The sequence below is a fragment of the Gelidibacter sp. genome, assembly GCF_039916245.1.
Classification (GTDB): Bacteria; Bacteroidota; Bacteroidia; order Flavobacteriales; family Flavobacteriaceae; genus Gelidibacter.
In genome coordinates this window covers 11,720-32,559 of record NZ_JBDSLS010000233.1, presented here as the reverse complement: position 1 = coordinate 32,559, position 20,840 = coordinate 11,720, and the positions used below count along the sequence as shown (strand labels likewise).

Here is a 20,840-nt window from a genome sequence, read left to right as displayed (position 1 = left end):
TATTTTGTATGTTATATTATTAAGCAGAGCAAATATATTTGATTAAACTGATACTAGTGAATCTTAGTTATACAATTTTATCAACAGTTTGTCTATTTGCGTATTGTAATTTAGGTTTTCCTTAGATGTGTTAACCGTTTGTAAATCAGTTTAAAAACATCAATTTTTCTGGTTATGGATTATGAGGAAATTAAAAAACAATTAACAAAACGAATGAATACGCATAAGATGGTCTTTTCTTCAATTATTAACAAGTAAGTTATCCTTAAAGATATGCTATTTCTATGCGTATTTTTTACGTCTTAAATAATTGAAAATAATTCCAAACAAGGCCAAAATCACGAGCGGTAATGCAATAGTTATGAGTCGCCATTGTGTTTTGTTGGTTTCTATTTTTTGTTCATCCAAAAACGCAATATTGATATCCTTGGTTCTGACCTCCAATAAACCATCGTCACTTAAAAGATAATTTACGGCGTTCAATAAAAATTCTTTATTTCCAAAGCTTTGTCCCGTCCATCGATCAAACCCCAATTCTTGAGGTTGATTTTTGAGGACGTCATTTTTAATAATATCGCCGTCAGCAATCACAATCATTTTAGTGTCTGTGCTGATATCTTTATTGGAATCTAGTTTAAAAGGTTTGATTCTGTCCTTATAAACCGAGGTAAACTGACCTTCCAATAGCACGGCCAAATTTTGCGGGCCTTTAGTATAGGTGGAAGGATCGGGTTCTTCGGTAACAACTTCTAGTCGGATTTCTTTTGGAACACCTTCTAGCTTAGTGAGTTTAGAACTCTGCAGAAGTATGGTTTTTTGTGTGCTACTTTTTAGAGTGTCCAATTGGTTGGCAAAATCAAATTTCACCAAATTCAAATTACTTGTAATCGGATGCTCCGGATTTCCAGCAGCCAAAGGCGAATAAGGCCATCTTAGCGGTTGGAATTGCGCATTGCTACCCTCGCCCATGGCAATCGTTATAGGCGCCGAGTACATGTCATTCACAATTACCGGATTGATACGTACGCCATATTTAAAGAAGAAATCATTCAGGTTCAAATCGTTCATCAGGGCAATGCCACGGCCTTCATCATTGTAAAGGCTGTCTTTGTCCATCGAAACACTTTCGGTAAGCCATAAGCTTTTCCCGCCGTTCATAGTAAATTGATCCAACACCAATTTTTCTTCTTCAGTAAAGGCTTCCGTCGGTTTTGCAGCAATGATAAGGTCAAATTCGTTGAGTTTTTTTAGTGTGCCTTGTGGATTTGTTGCGACACTATCTAAAGTAAAGGGCGCAATGAAATAATGTTCTTTTACCGATTTTAAAAAATCTGCCAAATATTTATCCTCAAGCTCGCCATTCCCTTTTAGGATGGCAATCTTTTTACTTTTTTCGGTTACTAATTTCTGAAAACCCTCAGCAAAGGCATATTCTAAATGTTGAATGGAATTGCTGACCAATTCTTGTTGGGTAGATCCTATTTTATTTTTTATCAACGGAATTTTAACCGTCTGCTCATTATAACTTGCCAATGCCCAAGGGAAAATCAATTCCTGTGAGGTCTTACCGTTATTATTGACACTCAATTGCAAAGGTTCCAAACCTCGTTGCATCAATTGCTCAATATTATTATCACGTGCGCTTTCATCTTCCAACGGATTGATAAAATTGAACTTTATCTGATTGTTATCTAACGCAAACTCTTCCAATAATTGTTGGGTCTCATTTCTTAAGCGTCTAAACTCCGAAGGAAAATCGCCTTCTAAAAATACATCAACAATTAACGGCGATTTTACATCCTTCACAATATTCAAAGCCGATTGTGATAAGGTATAGCGTTGGTCTTGCGTCAGGTCAAAACGTTTGTAAACCTTAGTGCCCATCCAATTTAAAACCATCAGAACAACAAGGAGAACAACAATTTTGATAAGATTTGATTTATTTTTTAGCATCAGATTTTAGGTCTAATTTAAAAGTGTTCACTTTAATTACTTTATCATTCTTAAATATGATTTCCATGGCTTCCGATTTGTCATTAAAAGCTCCCGGATGTATTCCAAGTCCATAATTCCACTTATCTTGATCATAGTCATCTTTTACATCGTCCCAAGTGAGCCATTCATAAGTGCCCAAAAGTTCGTTAACGATCTCTTTCGATTTGCCAAGTAGTGTATCCGTTTCTTGGATATTATCATACATTTCATAACGAAAGCTGGGTTTATTAATAAAAACCGCTGAATCAAAATATTTTTGATGATGATAACTGCTGAAAATATTGATCATTGGATAAAACGCGTAGAAATATATAAATGGCGTCAAAATAAGACTTAGCGGAATGGCAATCCATTTGCGATCATCAATAGTTTTGATAAATAGAAATGTCAACGTAAATACGATGACGAGAAAAACAACAAGGATAGGCGTGATAATCATATTATTTTTTTTGAATATTAAATTGTGTGATTGCAATAAAAAAGACGGATATACTTACGAAGTACAGCAAATCCCTGGTGTCCAAAACACCTCGGCTAATACTGTTGTAATGCGCTTCCATGCCAAATTGTTCAATTGGTAAAGCGCTCAAATTGGAAAGCCCTTCAAATCCGAAATAAAAGAAAAAGCATAAAAACACGGCGATGAGAAATGCTACAATTTGATTGTCAGAAAGGGTAGAGGCAAAAAGCCCGATGGCAGCGTATGCCGCTACCAAAAACAGCAGACCCAAATAAGATCCGATAATACTCCCGTAATCTAAAATATTGCCGTCAAGCTTTAAATTGTCAATCGCGAAAATATAAAGCAGTGTTGGCAATAAAGCGAGAAAGATCAATATTAAAGCGCCAAAATATTTGCCCAAAACAATTTGTAAATGGGAAATCGGTTTGGTCACTAAAAGCTCCAAAGTGCCTTGTTTTTTTTCATCAGAAAAACTGCGCATCGTCACTGCTGGTACTAGAAAAATAAGAATCCAAGGCGCCAAAAGAAAAAATGGTGCCATATCAGCAAAACCACTTTCCAGAATATTGAAATCGCCTTTAAATAACCAAAGAAAAAGTCCGCTGAGGACTAAAAACAGCCCAATTACCAAATATCCGATTGGAGAGGCAAAGAAGGCGTTGATTTCTTTTTTAAGAATAGCAAGCATATAATTAAGTTGTATATTATTTAAGTGATATCAATTTGTCGACACTCCAAGCTTCTGGTTTATCATTGAAAAACTGTTTGGTTTTTGCCCAAACGGTATTAAAAAGCTCAGAGTTACGATAATTTTCCAAATCGGACTCTTCCTTCCAATAGCTATAAGTGAAAAAAATGTTGGTATCTTGTTTATCTCGATAAAGTTCTAAAAACTCACAGCCTTCAAAATTTCTGATCAAATGCTTTTTGCTTTCAAAATAAGCCAAGAAATCATCCACTTGCGATGGCTCAAAACTCATTTTTACAATTCTTATAAACATGGTTGTTTTACTTTTTTTTTGTTAGTCCTCAGTCCTCAGTCCTCAGTCTCAGTTGATGAACCGTAAACCACTAATCCCTTATGCCTCCGTCATCCGCATCTGTCTTCGGTCATCCGTCTTCGGTCATTTTTCAATTTTACGGTTTCAAAAAATTCACCGTCACGGTATCCCGCATTTTCAGTCCCATTAAGCTTGATGCGCTTCCCACGGTGGAAAGATCACTTTTATAAATGGCAATTTCCAAATAGTTGGACGAATTAAATACGACTAATCCGCGGCCTTCATCTTGGCGCTGGTCTTCGGGAATATCAAAATTAACAATATCGCTATATCTTACGTAAATCTCCTTGAATTTATAACTGCGCGCTGAAATTTCGAAAGGTCGTCCTTTTTGGATCTGTTCAAAAAATTTACGACGGATATTAGTGATCACATTGCCATAATTGTCAATATAAATAACGCTGCCAATAATTTGAGATTTATCCTCATTGATAAAGGGATTCAAATTTTTGATGGGTTTTATATCGCTAATCACTTTGCCGACAACTTCGAGAGTGCCGCCGCGTGCGATATGGCAAGCCACTTTTACGAAAACGTCCAAAACCGGAAAATTACTCTGTATTTTATCATGTATGTTGATTTCAACAATCTTTTCAGGAGCAATTTCATTACAAATCATACTCATAATCCCGTTATTGGCACCGATAAAGTAATGATCGTCTAATTTTACAGCAATATGTTTGTTCTCTGGATTTAATTCGGAGTCAATGCCGATCACATGTATCGACCCTTTTGGGAAACTACTATAGGCATTTTGTATAATGTATGCGGCTTCCAAAACATTGAAAGGCGAAACATCGTGTGAGATATCAACAATTTTCACCTCTTCAAGTTCACTGTAAATAGCACCTTTAATTGCACCAACAAAATGGTCTTTTTCTCCAAAATCAGTAGTTAGTGTTATGATTGCCATGTACTTTGATATATTCTTTTTTAATTGGTTACTATGAAGCTACCGCTTTAGGGTGTCTGTTGAAAAATATTTATACTTTAAATGTTTTGATGAAACTTATTATAGAATATTTCAGTTAGATTTGTAAGGTAGCATGAAAAAAATGAGACTTTTTAAGTCCGCACAAAACTAATAAAACTTAAGAGATTAATATATTAAATCCCATAGCTTTTGAATGAACTTATAATCGAATTAGAGGAAATTGCTCCAAAAGACTTTTTTGGAGATCACAATGTTAATATTGAACTTCTTAAAAAGTATTTTCCAAAATTGAAGATCGTTGCCAGAGGCAATAAAATAAAAGCTTATGGAGATGAAGATTTGCTGGAGGAATTTGACAAACGCATGACGTTGCTTACTGAGCACTTTGCCAAATACAATAGGCTTGATGAAAACGCAATTGAACGTGTTTTGACGAGCGAAAGCAGTGAGGATTATGCGACTTCCGAAAAAAGTAATGAGGTCATCGTACACGGTGTTGGAGGAAAAATAATAAAGCCCCAAACGGCCAATCAACGCAAATTGGTTGAAAGTATGCGTAAACACGATATGGTGTTTGCCATTGGTCCTGCCGGAACTGGTAAAACCTATACAGGTGTTGCCTTGGCGGTAAAAGCATTGAAAAACAAGGAAGTGAAACGAATCATTTTAACGCGTCCGGCCGTTGAAGCTGGAGAGAATCTTGGATTTCTTCCGGGAGATTTAAAAGAAAAGTTAGATCCCTATATGCAGCCACTTTATGATGCCTTAAGAGATATGATTCCGGCTGAAAAGTTAGCGCAATTCCTTGAGAATGGCACCATTCAAATCGCACCATTAGCTTTTATGCGGGGGCGAACGTTAGATAATGCCTTTGTGATTTTAGATGAAGGACAGAACACCACCCATAACCAAATGAAAATGTTCCTGACCAGAATGGGTAAAAACGCCAAGTTTTTATTGACAGGTGATCCTGGACAGGTGGATTTGCCACGACGCACCACTTCCGGATTAAAGGAAGCGCTTTTGATTTTAAGAAATGTGGAAGGGATAGGTATTGTATATCTGGATGAAACGGATGTCATTCGTCATAAATTGGTCAGAAAAATTATTGAAGCCTATAAAGAAATTGATAGCATCGATTAAGGAAGTTCTCCAGAGTAATTTAGCAGGTGTCAGGTTAAGAAATCTGACAACAATGCAAATTATCGCCTCATATATAATTCTAGCAATCAGTGATTTGAGAGATTTAAAAGAAATTTCCCACCGTGAAGACGTAAATGGTATAGGTTTTGCACGTTGATGGCTCAACTTAAAAACTATTTAATAATGAAGAAGCTTATTTTATTATTTACGTTGTTCGTCGTAGGAACAACTTTTGCACAAGAAAACAAGACTATCAAATACGAGGATATCAGTTCGAAAAATTCATGGTTAAAAATTGGATTAAACGCAGGGGTTCCTATGGGCGATGCTAGCGATGTTTCTTCTTTTGCTCTAGGATTGGATTTGAAAGGTCAATATTTAGTAACGCCTCATTTTGGGATTGGATTAACTACAGGTTACGATCATTTTTTCGGTAAAGATGGTGTTGATGACTTCGGTATCATTCCAGCAGCAGCCTTTGCTAGATATTACTTTAAACCAAAAGGCTTATTTTTAGGCGTTGACCTTGGCTATGGATTCTTAACCAATGTTGACAACAATGCCGGTGGTCTTTATGTAAATCCTCAAATAGGATATCACAACAGAGATTGGAATTTTTATGCCTACTACCAAAATACATTTGCTGAAAATGATTTTGATATCCAAGTGCTTGGAATCGGTGCTACGTACAACCTGAGATTTTAATCTCTGATTTTAAATAATTTATAAAGAGCAGTTTTTACTGCTCTTTTTTTTGTGAACTAAACGCCATTAGCCTTACTTTTGTAATGCTTAAAATTTTTAATATTTCTACAAAAATGAATACCATCACAGACACCAATTTTAATTTTCCAGGACAAAAAAGCCTTTATAAAGGTAAGGTCAGAGAAGTTTATAATATCAATGACAATCTTTTGGTCATGGTTGCAACCGATCGTTTGAGTGCTTTTGACGTGGTAATGCCCAAGGGAATTCCTTATAAAGGACAGATTTTGAATCAAATTGCGACAAAATTTATGGCGCAAACCCAAGATTTGGTGCCGAATTGGTTAATTGCAACGCCAGATCCTAATGTGGCGGTTGGTCATTTATGTGAGCCTTATAAGGTAGAAATGGTAATTCGTGGCTATATGTCTGGTCATGCAGCCCGCGAATTCAAAGCTGGTAAGCGTGTCCTTTGTGGGGTTCAACTTCCAGAAGGCATGAAAGAAAACGATAAATTTCCAGAGCCTATTATTACCCCAGCAACGAAAGCTGAAATGGGAGATCATGATGAAGATATTTCCAGAGAGGAAATCCTTAAACGTGGTATCGTGAGTGAAGCGGATTATTTGGTTTTAGAAGATTATACGCGCAAACTTTTTCAAAGAGGATCGGAAATTGCAGAAAGCAGAGGTCTGATCTTGGTGGATACCAAATATGAGTTTGGTAAAACAAAAGATGGCAAAATCGTATTAATTGATGAAATCCATACGCCAGATTCTTCGCGTTATTTTTATGCCCATGGCTATCAAGATCGTCAGGGCAATGGCGAGTTGCAAAAGCAATTATCTAAAGAGTTTGTACGCCAATGGTTGATTTCTAATGGTTTTCAAGGGTTGGAAGGACAGACTGTTCCTGAAATGAGCGATGCTTATATCGAAACGGTTTCTGATCGCTATATAGAGCTTTATGAAAAGATAATGGGCGAGCCGTTTGTGAAAGCAGATGTCAATAACATTCAGGAGCGCATCAAAACTAATGTGGAGCGCTTTTTATCAGAGCAGCATTAATCGATTGGGTCCGGTTTTTTTAACCCGAGTATTTTCCGTTTTATTAAGCGCATAAATTTTCTGAGATGTTTGTAGATAAAAGCGTTGGTTTTTCCAATATGGAACACAATCAAGCACACGGCAATCATAAACGCGATAGCTCCAAAAAAGGCTTCCCAAGGCTCTAAGGATTTATAGTAAAAATGTTTTAAACCAATTCCAGTGAAACTTCCATAGATAATGATAAAGTGGACGATATAAATGTTCAAGGTTTTTTCGCCTATTTGTGTCACTATGGACTGTTTCATGAAGCGTTCAAGCATATAGAAAAAAGTAAAATACAACATCACATTCCCTAATCGCAGAAACAAATAATTATAGTTTGCAGAACGCTCAAACAGCTCAATATTAGTAAGTTGGTACAGTTGTTGTAAAATGACCGTTGAATATTGAAGCAGAATGATGCCGCTCACTAAGAAGGCGGCAACAGTAATCTTTTTAAAGTGCTTTTTCTGAGAATTTCTAAAAAATAAGGTGGCCAAAAATCCTCCAAAGGCCACATACCCAAACCAAGGTAACATTGTAAATACAGACCCTTTGGATTTGCTCACGTAATTGGCAAATACTAGTGGAACATTTTCCAAAGTCAGATTTCGATATAAAGGTTCTGTAAGAAAGATGACGCAACCAATAATTAGCAATACGATTGATAGGATATAGCTATTTCGTCTGCACAGCAAATATATGCCAATCAATAAAAGAAGCGAAAGTCCAATGCATTGTAAGACATCTATAACCAAAAAATAGGTATCAAAACTCCCTTTTAACCAGGAGAAAAAGGGGATTCGAAGGGCGTAACCAATTAATATGAGCATTAAGCCTCGGGTAGCTCCTTTTTGAAGACGCTGCTTGTCACTGCCTTTTGCGTGCGCTTTCAATAACAAATACAGAAAGACCAATCCTGAAATCGTAAAAAACGTTGGTGCTGTAATTCCTCTAAAATAGGACCATACGGTATAGGCTACATAAGAGTCGTCTCGGTATATGGGATTTAAAAGGGTGTCCACAAAATGCCCTTGTAACATCATCAAAATGGCAAATGCCCTTACAGCATCAATAAAATAAAGTCGGGTTGCTTTCAATCAGAATTTGGCTAGTAAATGTAAATATAATGTTAAAATCCAAAATTAGTAACTTTTCGGACGATTCCTGATTTTTTCTTAGACAATCTTGAGGTTTATAAATCGAAAAGGATATCTTTAAAATCGCTAATTAAAACTAAAAAATGAATACGCTCGATTCTATCTTTGAAACCTACGCTGATTATGCTTGGGGTTTACCCTTGCTCATATTATTAATTGGAGGTGGATTATACCTATTAGTACGGTCAGAATTTTTACCCTTTCGCTATTTTTTTCATGCCTTAAATGTTTTGCGAGGTAAATATGATGATTCTGATGCACCAGGAGAAATCACACACTTTCAAGCCTTATCCACGGCGTTGGCTTCAACGATCGGGATGGGAAATATTGCCGGGGTGGCTGTAGCCATTCATATTGGAGGTCCTGGCGCTATGTTTTGGATGTGGATGAGTGCCATTGTTGGGATGTCCACAAAATTCTTTACCTGTACCTTGGCTATTATGTTCAGGGGGAAGGATAGCAACGGCGATATTCAAGGAGGCCCAATGTATTTTATCATGGAAGGTTTAGGAAAATCTTGGAAGCCACTAGCGGTCTTTTTTAGTATCTGTGGATTGATAGGGGCCTTACCTGTTTTTAATGTCAATCAATTAAAGCAAGCCATTAATTATATTTTATTAGAGCCCAATGGCATTGCCGAAACTAATACTTCAAATTTTATAATTGGGATCATACTTGTGGCCATTACTGCTGTGGTTATTCTAGGTGGTTTGGAACGAATCAGTAAAACGGCTTCAAAGTTAGTGCCGGGCATGGTGTTGCTTTATTTTGTTTTAGTGATGATCATTCTTGGTGTTTATATAGAAGAAGTGCCAAAATACCTTGTATTAATGATTACCGATGCTTTTTCGGCGACCAATTTTAAAGGCGATTCATTTTTAGGAGGTGCTGTTGGTGGACTGATATTGTTGGGCGTAAGAAGAGGGGCCTTTTCAAACGAAGCAGGTATTGGTACTGCACCAATGGCTCACGGTGCAACCAAAACCAACGAGCCTGTGCGTGAAGGTTTAGTGGCCATGTTAGGTCCGGCGATCGATACGCTTGTGGTCTGTACGCTGACAGCTCTTGCCATTTTGGTAACTGGAGTATGGGAATCCAGTGAGGTTAATGGGGTAAGTTTAACCGCAGCAGCATTTAATGATGCCATCCCTGTGTATGGTAATTATTTGTTACTGATTTGTATTGCCACTTTTAGTATCTCGTCATTATTTACCTATTCATATTATGGTACCAAATGTATGTCCTTCTTATTTGGAGCACATAACAAACATTATTATAATTATTTCTATATCGCAAGTATCATCTTTGGTGCTGTGACTCCTTTAAGCATGATGCTCAATCTTATTGACGGAACTTTCGCCTTAATGGCCATTCCGACCATGACGGCCACAATTATTTTAGCACCTAAAGTCATTAAGGAAATTAAGGCGTATGCCAAGCGGATGCAACTGTAAACTTGCTGTTATAATATCTGCAGAAGAAGCAAAGTAATGATGAATATATTATCGTATTAAGAATTTATTGATATTTTTGAAAATATTAAGCTTGTGGCTCTCTGAATTTCATTGCCAAAAGTATAATTTTATAACACTACAATTAACAATACATTAAGATGAGTAATTACAGTATTAAAACCCTTGAAGAGTATTTCCAAATCTATAGAAAATCAGTTCGCGAACCCGAAAACTTTTGGGCAGAAATAGCCGAAGAGCATTTTTTATGGCGTAAAAAATGGGATAAGGTGCTCACTTGGGATTTTAGGAAACCCGAAATCAAATGGTTTGAAGGAGCAAAATTGAACATCACAGAAAACTGTTTGGACAGGCACTTGATCAATCGCGGTGACAAAACGGCCATCATTTTTGAGCCGAATAATCCCGATGAAGAAGCCCAACATATAACATATAGGCAACTGCATGAACGCGTCTGCAAAATGGCAAACGTGCTTAGAGATCAAGGCGTTAAAAAAGGAGATCGAATTTGTGTCTATTTACCTATGATTCCAGAATTGGCCGTTACTTTATTGGCATGTGCACGTATTGGGGCCATACACAATGTGATTTTTGCAGGTTTCTCAGCTAAAGCTATCTCTACCCGTATCATTGACAGCGATTGCAAAATGGTCATTACTTCAGATGGTTCTTACAGAGGAAATAAAAGCTTGGATTTAAAAGGAATTGTTGATGAAGCACTTCAAGCCTGTGCAAGTGTTGAAAAAGTATTGGTCGTAAAACGCACCAATGCCGACGTAACTATGGTTGAAAACCGTGATATATGGTTACAGCCGTTAATGGATAAAGCTTCTGGTCAATTTGATGCAGAAATCATGGATGCGGAAGATCCGTTATTCATATTATATACGTCAGGATCGACCGGAATGCCAAAAGGAATGGTACATACCGTCGCAGGCTACATGGTTTACACCGCTTACACGTTTAAAAATGTGTTCCAATACAAAGAACCGGATGTGTTTTGGTGTACTGCAGATATTGGCTGGATTACGGGCCATAGTTATATTGTTTATGGTCCTTTGGCCAATGGTGCAACGAGCGTGATGTTTGAAGGGGTGCCACAATATCCAGATTTTGGTCGCTTTTGGCAAATTATTGAAAAGCATAAAATCAATCAGTTTTATACCGCTCCAACAGCAATTCGTGCCTTGGCAAAGCAAAACCTTTCTTTTGTTGAAGATGTCGATCTGTCGTCTCTAAAAGTATTAGGATCGGTGGGAGAGCCGATCAACGAAGAAGCATGGCACTGGTACAATGACATTATCGGCAAAGGCAAAAACCCTATTGTCGATACCTGGTGGCAAACAGAAACGGGAGGCATCATGATTTCGCCTTTACCGTATGTGACCCCCACGAAACCAACCTATGCCACCTTGCCATTTTTAGGTGTTCAGCCTGCCATAGTAAATGAGGCTGGTGAAGAATTAATAGGCAATCAAGTAGAAGGGCGCTTATGCATTAAGTTCCCATGGCCAGGAATGGCACGAACCATATGGAACAATCATGCCCGTTATAAAGAGACTTATTTTTCTACTTATGACAACATGTATTTTACGGGTGATGGCGCTTTAAGGGATGAAGTGGGTTACTACAGAATTACAGGTCGTGTGGATGACGTGGTCATTGTTTCAGGACATAATTTAGGAACAGGACCTTTAGAAGATGCCATTAACGAACATCCAGCAGTTTCAGAAAGTGCCATTGTTGGATTTCCGCATGACATCAAAGGAAATGCACTTTATGGTTATGTAACTCTAAAAGAAACTGGCGAAAGCAGAGTCCATGATAACTTGCGTAAGGAGATTAACCAATTGATCTCTGAACGAATTGGTGCAATAGCCAAACTTGACAAAATTCAGTTTACGGAAGCTTTACCAAAAACAAGAAGTGGCAAAATTATGCGTCGCATTCTGCGGAAAATTGCTGAAAATGACCTCACAAATCTAGGGGATACCAGTACCTTACTCAATCCTGAGGTCGTACAAAATATTATTGAGAATAAACTTTAAAGCCAACCATGGGCACTATCGTTTCAATAGAAGATAAATTAAAGGAACGTATTAAGGAACTCACCTGTCTTTACAACGTGAGTTCCTATATTGCCAATTGTAATCTTTTCGATTTGGACCCTACCTTTAAGGCTATTGCTTTCAGCATTAAGGAAGCAGTTCTTTATAATACCGATGCTTTTGTAGAATTGAAACTGGGAGATAAATTGGTTGATGTTGGCGAAAAACCAGAAGAACAGGTCTCTATCTTCGCCGTCATAAAGGTTTTTAATCTTCCTTATGGCTCCATAAAATTTGGTTATCCGAAACCGAAATTTGATGCGGATGATTTTTTAGAAGAAGAAAAAAAGCTGATCCATTCATTGGCTTTGGAATTCGGTAATTTGATTGAGCGCAAGCAAATTATTGATAAAGAAGAAGTTACCAAACGCCAAATGGAGCGTGCCGATCGCTTGTCAATCTTAGGCGAAATAACTGCCGGAATTGCCCATGAACTCAATACGCCATTGGCTAATATTTTAGGGTTTTCAGAATTGTTGAAAGAACGTTTTGTCGATGAAGACGAGGCCTTGCAAGATTTGGATAAAATTATGCACAGTGCTATTTTTTCAAGAGAAGTGGTCAAGAAACTCATGTTTTTTTCCTGTGAAATGCCACAGCAAATGGAACTCGTTAATATTGACCCGATCATTGCTGATGCCATCAACTTATTAATGCCCAGTTTTGGCAAAAAAAACATAAAATACCATTTAAATTTTAGCGAAGACACTATTTATTTAAGAGTCGATGCCATCCAATTGACTCAAGTAGTCTTCAATTTAGTGATCAATGCCATTTATTTTTCACCGCAAAATGGCCATATTTCCATTGATGTTGATAATCAAGAACGAGAGGTAGTTTTAATCATTAAAGATGAAGGTGAAGGCATTCCAAAAGGCATTTCAGAATTCATATTTAATCCCTTTTATACTACAAAACCTGTGGGCGAAGGCTCAGGTTTGGGATTAAGTGTCGTACATGGCATCATGAAAAGCCATAAAGGAACTATAAAACATAGATCTAATCGGCCAAAAGGGACTATTTTTACGCTTACATTTCCAAAATTATAAGCGATGCACTTGGAACAAGAAAACATATTGATTGTTGATGATGATGTCCATATTTTGGAACTGATCCAAAGGCATTTGCAATCGTTAAACTTCCATACCTATAAAGCGGTTTCAGTAAAAGAGGCGATTACCATTTTACAGGATCAATCCATTGATTTATTAATTACCGACCTTCAGATGCCCGGAGTGGACGGTCTGCAATTGGTCAAGTACGTCTCTGAACATTTTCCTGAAATTCCAAAATTAGCGGTAACAGGCTACCCTTCCATTGATGGGGCTTTAAAAGCCATGAAGTCAGGAGTCATGGACTATCTCATTAAGCCATTCACTAAGGAAGAACTTAAAAATGCGGTTCAAAAGTCGCTCTCGTTAAGACAAGTTCCTGTTCGAAAAATAAAGAAAAGTGACCATGATTTACCTGTTTTTGGAGAACTTATCGGGCAATCAGACGGCATGCTTAATGTCATCAATATTATTGATCGCGTAAAAGACAATAAAGCGACTGTTTTGATTAAGGGCGAAAGTGGAACGGGCAAAGAACTGGTGGCACGCGCCATCCATTATTCGGGGAAATTTGCCGCAGCACCTTTTGTGGCGGTCAATTGTGGGGCTATCCCAGAAAGCCTCTTGGAAGCAGAGTTATTTGGTTATACTAAAGGCGCATTTACAGGTGCCAATGATGACCGAAGTGGCTTTTTGCAAGCCGCAAACAAAGGCACTCTTTTTTTGGATGAAATTGGCAATGCATCCATAGCCACGCAATTAAGTTTGCTCAGAGTCCTGCAAGAAAAGGAAATCATGCGCGTGGGATCTCAAAGAGTAGAAAAAATTGATGTCAGAGTTATTGCCGCCACCAACGTCGATTTGAGGGAACTCATTAAAAACGGACGCTTTAGAGAGGATTTATATTATCGCCTTACGGTAGTTCAAATGGAGGTACCGCCTTTAAGAGATCGAAAGTCTGACATTCCGCTTTTGGTGGATAAATTTCTTTTCAAGTACGGTGTTGAATATAAGGATCGGATTGTTGACATATCTGAAGAAGCGTTGTTGGCACTTGAACGTTACGATTGGCCAGGAAATATTAGAGAACTTGAAAACAGCATTCAACGCGCTGTGATTATGTGTGATAAGCAATTGGAGGTTAGTGATTTACCTCACTATTTAAAGTTTCACATCGATTTTCCGAAAGAGGATATTTTGCTCTCTCTTAAAGAAGTAGAAAAAAGACATATTCTTAAAGTTCTTGAAGCCACCAACAACAATAAAACTAAAGCTGCAGAGATTCTTCAAATCGATCGAAAAACCCTTCGCGACAAGATAAAATAATTATAACCCATCTGGGGAATTATGGATCATTGGGTAAATACTGCCCACTACAACGATTTCGTATTAATTTATATTTTCAAATAACCCTCTGTATACTAGGTGTTTATCCTGATTTCTAACTCGTGCTGGTTTATTGGCACATCTATTGCCGTAATAACTGAGCTTTAAACTTTAAATTATGGACGTTTTAGGAAATAGCTTATGCGCATCGTGTGATCATCTCATATATTGCAGTTTGACAAAGGACAAAAGTTTTATCTGGTCATGCAGTGATTTTGACGCCTCTAAACAACACAATTTAGATTTTTAAGAAAAAATAATCCAAGAAACCAATGGTTTTCTGCCGTTAGCGGTACAAAGGTTTTCTCTTAAAAACAATGATATGGCAGTAGTAGAAGTTGTAAACGAGGCACCCAAACAAGGCATGTTAAAAAACGTAATGCAGGAATTTGATGCCGCATGCGATTTTATTCACTTAAATCCGAACATCAAAAGAATTTTATCGGTGCCCAATAACGAACTCATCATCCATTTTCCTGTACGAATGGACAATGGTGAAATTGAAATATTTAAGGGCTATCGTGTACAGCATAATAATGCCTTAGGACCTTATAAAGGTGGTTTGCGTTATCATCCTACTATTGACATTGATTCCGTAAAAGCATTGGCGATGTGGATGACCTGGAAAACTTCATTGGCGGGATTACCTTATGGTGGCGCCAAAGGAGGAATTCAAATGGATCCTAAAAAGTATTCCAATTCAGAATTGGAGCGTATCACAAGACGCTTTGCTTTTGCTTTAGGCGATAATATCGGGCCTGAGCATGATATTCCCGCGCCAGATGTCAATACCAATGCACAAACGATGGCGTGGATTGCCGACACCTATATGTCTACAAAAGCACCGGCAGAACGTTCAAAAAACATGCATGTTGTTACGGGGAAACCCGTGGGTTCTGGGGGCTTGGAAGGCCGTGACAGAGCGACAGGATACGGCGTATTCTTGACCATTAGGTGTTGGGCAGAAAACAAAAAACTGGATTTGAAAGGCAGGACTTTCATTGTCCAAGGATTTGGAAATGTTGGGTATTGGGCGTCTCATTTTTTGCAACAAGTGGGCGCAAAACTGGTTGCTGTGCAAGATGCTTTTGGAACGATAGCAAACGTTAACGGTTTAGAAGTGGAATCCTTACTCGATTATACAACGTCTCATGATGGAAGTATTGTTGGTTTTCCAGGGTCAGAAGTAGTTGCGAATGATGATTTTTTTGGATTGAATTGTGATATCTTTATTCCCGCAGCTTTAGGTAACCAAATTACGGAGGCTCGTGCGCGTCAAATTAAGGCCTTTTTAATTGCGGAAGGTGCCAATGGACCAACAACCTTTGAATCGGAAAAGATTTTGAACGAACGAGGCATCGATATTATTCCTGATATTCTTTGTAATTCTGGAGGAGTAATCGGCAGCTATTTTGAATGGTTACAAAACCGAAACGGAGAACTGTGGGATCTTGATGAAGTCATGACAAAAATTGAAAAGAAAATTACAGAGGTCTTTAAAAAAGTATATGAAACCTCTCAAATTAAAAACATTGACTTACGTTTAGCAGCTTATGTGATCGCGATTGAACGTATAGAAAAAGCATATATACAACGAGGAATTTTTCCTTAATTAAAACAATAAAAATATACACATGAAATGAGCATGCTAAAAATTTAATCATCCAATAGAATGATTAATTGCGAATAACATGTGTTCATTAAAAAACAATAAAAACATACACATGAAATGAGCATGCTAAAATTTAATCATCCAAGAGAATGATTAATTGCGAATAACATGTGTCCATTAAAAAACAATAAAAACACACACATGAAATACGGTAAATTAATATTAGAAAAGAAGGAGTACGTGATGATAAAGCGCTTGTTAAATCTCACTAATGACTATAAGGATTCTACACAAAAAGTATCCTTGACTAAATTTGCAAAGGAAATTGAAAGTGCTGAAATTTTGGACGATGACAAAGTGCCTGAGGATGTTGTAAGGATCAATTCAGAAGTTACCATTGCTACTAAGGATGGTTGGAAATATACCTTTCAGGTGGTTTTACCTGCTGAAAGCAATAATTCTCAAAAGAAAATATCCTTGCTATTACCAATGGGTGCCGCTGTTTTAGGATATGCTAAAGATGACAGCATCAGTTGGACTTTTCCAGGAGGTGATAAGGAGATTGTCATTTTAGATGTGAAACAAAACAATATAACAAAATTAAATATAATATAATGGATTCCACACTCAATTACGGAAATGAAACAGATGACGAAATCGTCAAAAGACAAATGCATCGGGAGCTTCAAACTTGGATTTCGCATTTGGAAGCTATGAATACTGAGGCCGACCAATTAGCTAAAATTGCTTCCAATAAAATTAATGATAAAACATTGTGTGATGGTTTATTGGATAACATCAATGAGAATATTAATCTATTGAATGAATTCTATACCTATCGGAACGTCATGAATAACATTAGGGAATGTGATGAACTGGAATGTGACCAATTCTATATGCTCCAACATGATCAAGTATTTGATAAATACATGGAAGGCGTGGACAATTATCGTTCTGTAAAGGATAAAGTCTATCAAAAACTACTCAATTAGTTTTCCCGTTTTGTCCCATAAAATATAAAATAATCCGTAGCCTGTTTAGGCTACGGATTTTTAATAGCAGTTCTAAAAAATCGCTTTTGGGATAATTTTCCTGCAATTATACACTACCTTTAGCATTATATAACTTCATAAAATAAAAATAATTCCCATTCAATGGATCTTAAACTTGCAGTATTAATAGATGGCGATAATATTCCTTCAGCCTATGTAAAAGAAATGATGGAAGAAATTGCTAAATATGGAAACCCGACTATCAAACGTATTTATGGCGATTGGACCAAGCCACACCTTTCTAAATGGAAAAATTTATTGTTGGAAAACGCCATTACCCCAATCCAACAATACGGCTATACGGTTGGTAAAAACGCAACGGATTCTGCAATGATCATTGATGCGATGGATATTCTATATTCGCAAAAGGTCGATGGATTTTGTTTGGTATCGAGTGATAGCGATTTTACGCGATTAGCAACGCGACTTCGTGAAGCAGGCATGAAAGTTTACGGAATAGGAGAGAAGAAGACCCCAAATCCATTTATCGTGGCGTGTGATAAGTTCATTTATATTGAGATTCTTAAGAATCAAGGCGAAGAGGAAGAAGTTAGCACTTCCAATGAAAAATCAAAATCAAATAAGAGTGATATTGATAAGATATCCTCAAAAGATATTAAATTTATTGCTGCTACTATTGATGATGTTGCAGATGATGATGGCTGGGCTTTTTTAGGTGATGTTGGTGGTATGTTGCAGAAAAAACAGCCGAATTTTGATTCTCGTAACTTCGGATTTCAAAAATTGACGCCTTTAATTAAATCCATTAATGAATTTGAAATTGAGCGTCGTGAAGACTCAAAAGGACATAACAAGTTAATCTATGTCAGGATTAAGCAGAATCAACCTAAGCCAGTACCAAAGCCAACAACAAAGTCAAAACCAAAAAAACATTCAGGAAACAACAAGAAGTTGATTGAAAAACAGTAGATTCTTTATGATTTCAGCTTTTTAGATGTGCATGATAATGAGTTTCGATAAATTCATGAAGCACTTCGAAGCTAAATAATAAGTTGTTTTTTTATTTGGGCGTTTGGTTGCCCGAAAAGGTCAACCACCGCGCTCTCGCCCCTCACTTTTTGGTCCGCTTTTTGGCGTCCCAAAAGAGTTCAAGCAAAGGGCTCCATCACTAACGCAGCCCCGTTAGGACTCGGAAATTTAGGCATTTTGATTTAAATGTCTGATTTCTGAAAAATAAAAAGTAAACTGCTTTTCAGTAAAATGGAACCTCTCTAGGTTTTGCTCCACTGCATATCATCTGTAATCATAAAAAATCAGCGTCATCAGCGTTCTATTCGTTATAATAATTTGGGCGTTTGGTTGCCCGAAAAGGTCAACCACCGCGCTCTCGCCCCTCACTTTTTGGTCCGCTTTTTCGCGTCCCAAAAGAGTTCAAGCAAAGGGCTCCATCACTAACGCAGCCCCGTTAGGATTCGAAGATCCCTAGCATTTTGATTTAAATGTTTGATTTCTGAAAATAAAAAGTGAATGGCTTTTCAGTAAAATGGAACCTCTTTAAGTTTTGCTCCACCGCATATCATCTTTAATCATAAAAAATCAGCGTCTTCAGCGTTCCATTCGTTATAATAATAATAATAATAAAAATAATTTGGGCGTTTGGTTGCCCGAAAAGGTCAACCACCGCGCTCACGCCCCTCACTTTTTGAGCCGCTTTTCGGCGTCCCAAAAGAGTTCAAGCAAAGGGCTCCATCGCTAACGCAGCCCCGTTAGGACTCGAAGATTTCTAGCATTTTGATTTAAATGGCTGATATCTGAAAAATAAAAAGTAAACTGCTTTTCAGTAAAATGGAACCTCTTTAAGTTTTGCTCCACTGCAATATCATCTGTAATCATAAAAAATCAGCGTCAACCTCCTGAACGGACGGGCAGGTCAGTGTTCCATCCGATTTTAAAATGAGTTCAGTTGTATTTATGAAACTACTATATAGCCTACTATTTGTAACCATGAGGTAGGAGTTTTGAACTAATCAAAAAACATCACAAAGGAATATTTCCATGTTTCCGTTTAGGGCTATCAACTTTCTTGTCTTTCAACATGGCGAAGGCCTTGATTAGTTTGCGTCGCGTATCTTTTGGTAAAATGACTTCATCAATAAATCCACGTTCTGCTGCGCTATAAGGATTTGCAAAAAGATTGGCGTATTCGGCTTCTTTTTCTTTCCACTTCGCCTCTTTATCCCCAGCAGTATCAATCTCCTTTTTAAAGATGATTTCCGCTGCGCCTTTAGCGCCCATGACGGCAATTTCAGCACTTGGCCATGCAAAATTCATATCGGCACCAATGTGTTTGGAATTCATCACATCATAAGCACCGCCATAAGCCTTTCTGGTAATAACGGTAACTCGCGGAACTGTCGCTTCGCTAAATGCATATAATAATTTTGCCCCATGAACAATGATCCCGCGCCATTCCTGATCTGTGCCTGGTAAAAATCCAGGTACATCTTCCAATACCAATAACGGAATATTGAAACAATCGCAAAAACGGACAAATCGGGCAGCTTTCTTTGAACTGTTAACATCTAAAACACCTGCTAAATACATCGGTTGGTTGGCAACAATCCCAATACTTCGGCCACCTAATCGTGCAAATCCGACAATAATATTTTCTGCATAATCTTTATGGATTTCATAAAAAGAATCTTTGTCAATAATCCCGTTGATTACACTGTGCATGTCATAAGGCTTGTTGGCATTCGCCGGAATGATATCTGAAAGTACTTCTCTGACTTCATCTTCAAGATCATAAGGAAATAGAGGAGAAGTTTCAGTATTATTTTGTGGGAAGTAGCTCAAGAGTTTTTTGATGTCTTCCAAACATTCCACATCGTTGGATGATGTAATATGCGCAACTCCCGATTTAGTTGAATGCGTACTGGCACCTCCTAATTCTTCTGAGGTCACATTTTCGTTCGTCACAGTTTTGACCACATTAGGCCCTGTAACAAACATATAACTGGTATCCTGAACCATAAGGGTGAAATCGGTCATCGCCGGACTGTAAACAGCGCCACCGGCACAAGGACCCATGATGGCAGATATTTGAGGAATTACCCCAGAAGCTTGTACGTTTCGGTAAAAAATATCAGCATAACCACCTAAACTGCGCACACCTTCTTGTATTCGCGCACCACCGGAATCATTCAACCCAATAATTGGTGCACCTACTTTCACGGCCAAATCCATGACTTTACAAATTTTCTCGGCATGTGTTTCTGATAAAGAACCTCCAAACACCGTGAAATCCTGTGCGAAAACATAAACCAATCTGCCGTTTACAGTACCATAACCCGTAACCACACCATCGCCATAAAACAGTTGATTTTCCATGCCGAAATCTTTTGTGCGATGCGTGACTAACGCGCCAATTTCCTCAAACGAACCCTCATCCATCAAATAAAAGACACGTTCTCTTGCGGTCAATTTCTTTTTTTCGTGTTGTTTGTCAATCCGATCCTGTCCGACACCAAGATAGGCTAGGGCCAGTTTGTCGTTAAGGTCGTTTATTTTAGATTCCATAATATTTTATTTCTCGCAAAAACGCGATATTATTGATTATTTCTCGCAGAGGCGCGGAGGCGCTAAGCT

18 protein-coding genes are annotated in these 20,840 nt (G+C 37.7%); 11 read left to right on the top strand and 7 right to left on the bottom strand.

Annotated features, from left to right (window positions below; genetic code table 11):
• Positions 1-282 precede the first annotated feature (282 nt).
• The 5 genes from gldG to ABIQ28_RS12490 all read right to left on the bottom strand — a co-directional run bounded on the left by gldG (position 283) and on the right by ABIQ28_RS12490 (position 4,432).
• On the bottom strand, positions 283-1,953 hold the full coding sequence (gene gldG, locus ABIQ28_RS12510; RefSeq protein WP_348037812.1) for a gliding motility-associated ABC transporter substrate-binding protein GldG: 1,671 nt from the start codon (positions 1,951-1,953) through the stop codon (positions 283-285).
• A complete protein-coding gene (locus ABIQ28_RS12505; protein WP_348037810.1) occupies positions 1,940-2,434 on the bottom strand; it encodes a hypothetical protein in 495 nt (164 codons plus the stop codon). The genes gldG and ABIQ28_RS12505 overlap by 14 nt, the downstream gene beginning before the upstream one ends.
• Position 2,435: 1 nt before the next feature.
• The gene (gldF, locus tag ABIQ28_RS12500) at positions 2,436-3,146 is read right to left on the bottom strand and encodes a gliding motility-associated ABC transporter permease subunit GldF (protein ID WP_348037808.1); all 711 of its coding nucleotides are present in this window, start codon (positions 3,144-3,146) and stop codon (positions 2,436-2,438) included.
• Between the two features lie 16 nt (positions 3,147-3,162).
• Positions 3,163-3,459, bottom strand: coding sequence for an antibiotic biosynthesis monooxygenase family protein (locus ABIQ28_RS12495; RefSeq protein WP_348037806.1), 297 nt, complete (start codon positions 3,457-3,459; stop codon positions 3,163-3,165).
• A gap of 136 nt (positions 3,460-3,595) precedes the next feature.
• Entirely contained in the window at positions 3,596-4,432 is an 837-nt protein-coding gene (locus ABIQ28_RS12490; RefSeq protein ID WP_348037804.1) for an SAM-dependent chlorinase/fluorinase, read from the bottom strand.
• Positions 4,433-4,642: 210 nt separating this feature from the next.
• Here ABIQ28_RS12490 and ABIQ28_RS12485 point away from each other — a divergent pair, with 210 nt between their 5' ends.
• The 3 genes from ABIQ28_RS12485 to ABIQ28_RS12475 all read left to right on the top strand — a co-directional run bounded on the left by ABIQ28_RS12485 (position 4,643) and on the right by ABIQ28_RS12475 (position 7,368).
• Entirely contained in the window at positions 4,643-5,596 is a 954-nt protein-coding gene (locus tag ABIQ28_RS12485; RefSeq protein ID WP_348037802.1) for a PhoH family protein, read from the top strand.
• 183 nt (positions 5,597-5,779) lie between these two features.
• Entirely contained in the window at positions 5,780-6,301 is a 522-nt protein-coding gene (locus ABIQ28_RS12480; protein ID WP_348037800.1) for a hypothetical protein, read from the top strand.
• 113 nt (positions 6,302-6,414) lie between these two features.
• Positions 6,415-7,368, top strand: a complete 954-nt coding sequence (locus tag ABIQ28_RS12475) for a phosphoribosylaminoimidazolesuccinocarboxamide synthase (protein WP_348037796.1) — start codon at positions 6,415-6,417, stop codon at positions 7,366-7,368.
• Here the strand turns inward: ABIQ28_RS12475 and ABIQ28_RS12470 are convergent.
• The gene (locus ABIQ28_RS12470) at positions 7,365-8,489 is read right to left on the bottom strand and encodes a heparan-alpha-glucosaminide N-acetyltransferase domain-containing protein (RefSeq protein ID WP_348037794.1); all 1,125 of its coding nucleotides are present in this window, start codon (positions 8,487-8,489) and stop codon (positions 7,365-7,367) included. The two genes, ABIQ28_RS12475 and ABIQ28_RS12470, sit on opposite strands and share 4 nt — an antisense overlap.
• Before the next feature lie 143 nt (positions 8,490-8,632).
• On the opposite strand from ABIQ28_RS12470, the gene ABIQ28_RS12465 reads away from it, so the two are divergent.
• The 8 genes from ABIQ28_RS12465 (at position 8,633) to ABIQ28_RS12430 (ending at position 18,161) form a co-directional block, all read left to right on the top strand.
• Positions 8,633-10,003, top strand: a complete 1,371-nt coding sequence (locus ABIQ28_RS12465) for an alanine/glycine:cation symporter family protein (RefSeq protein ID WP_348037792.1) — start codon at positions 8,633-8,635, stop codon at positions 10,001-10,003.
• 158 nt (positions 10,004-10,161) lie between these two features.
• The gene (acs, locus tag ABIQ28_RS12460) at positions 10,162-12,069 is read left to right on the top strand and encodes an acetate--CoA ligase (protein ID WP_348037790.1); all 1,908 of its coding nucleotides are present in this window, start codon (positions 10,162-10,164) and stop codon (positions 12,067-12,069) included.
• A gap of 8 nt (positions 12,070-12,077) precedes the next feature.
• Positions 12,078-13,178 (top strand): HAMP domain-containing sensor histidine kinase, encoded by a 1,101-nt coding sequence (locus tag ABIQ28_RS12455; protein ID WP_348037788.1) that lies wholly within the window; start codon positions 12,078-12,080, stop codon positions 13,176-13,178.
• A gap of 3 nt (positions 13,179-13,181) precedes the next feature.
• Entirely contained in the window at positions 13,182-14,507 is a 1,326-nt protein-coding gene (locus ABIQ28_RS12450) for a sigma-54 dependent transcriptional regulator (RefSeq protein WP_348037786.1), read from the top strand.
• A gap of 382 nt (positions 14,508-14,889) precedes the next feature.
• Positions 14,890-16,179: a Glu/Leu/Phe/Val dehydrogenase gene (locus tag ABIQ28_RS12445; RefSeq protein ID WP_348037784.1), complete on the top strand. Its 1,290-nt coding sequence runs from the start codon at positions 14,890-14,892 to the stop codon at positions 16,177-16,179.
• 201 nt (positions 16,180-16,380) lie between these two features.
• A complete protein-coding gene (locus tag ABIQ28_RS12440; RefSeq protein WP_348037782.1) occupies positions 16,381-16,794 on the top strand; it encodes a GreA/GreB family elongation factor in 414 nt (137 codons plus the stop codon).
• Positions 16,794-17,171 carry a hypothetical protein gene (locus ABIQ28_RS12435; protein WP_348037780.1) on the top strand — a complete coding sequence of 126 codons (378 nt, stop codon included), beginning with the start codon at positions 16,794-16,796 and terminating at the stop codon, positions 17,169-17,171. The genes ABIQ28_RS12440 and ABIQ28_RS12435 overlap by 1 nt, the downstream gene beginning before the upstream one ends.
• 162 nt (positions 17,172-17,333) lie before the next feature.
• Positions 17,334-18,161: an NYN domain-containing protein gene (locus tag ABIQ28_RS12430; protein ID WP_348037778.1), complete on the top strand. Its 828-nt coding sequence runs from the start codon at positions 17,334-17,336 to the stop codon at positions 18,159-18,161.
• 1,068 nt (positions 18,162-19,229) lie between these two features.
• On the opposite strand, the gene ABIQ28_RS12425 is transcribed toward ABIQ28_RS12430, so the two are convergent.
• Positions 19,230-20,771, bottom strand: coding sequence for an acyl-CoA carboxylase subunit beta (locus tag ABIQ28_RS12425; protein WP_348037776.1), 1,542 nt, complete (start codon positions 20,769-20,771; stop codon positions 19,230-19,232).
• Positions 20,772-20,840 lie beyond the last annotated feature (69 nt).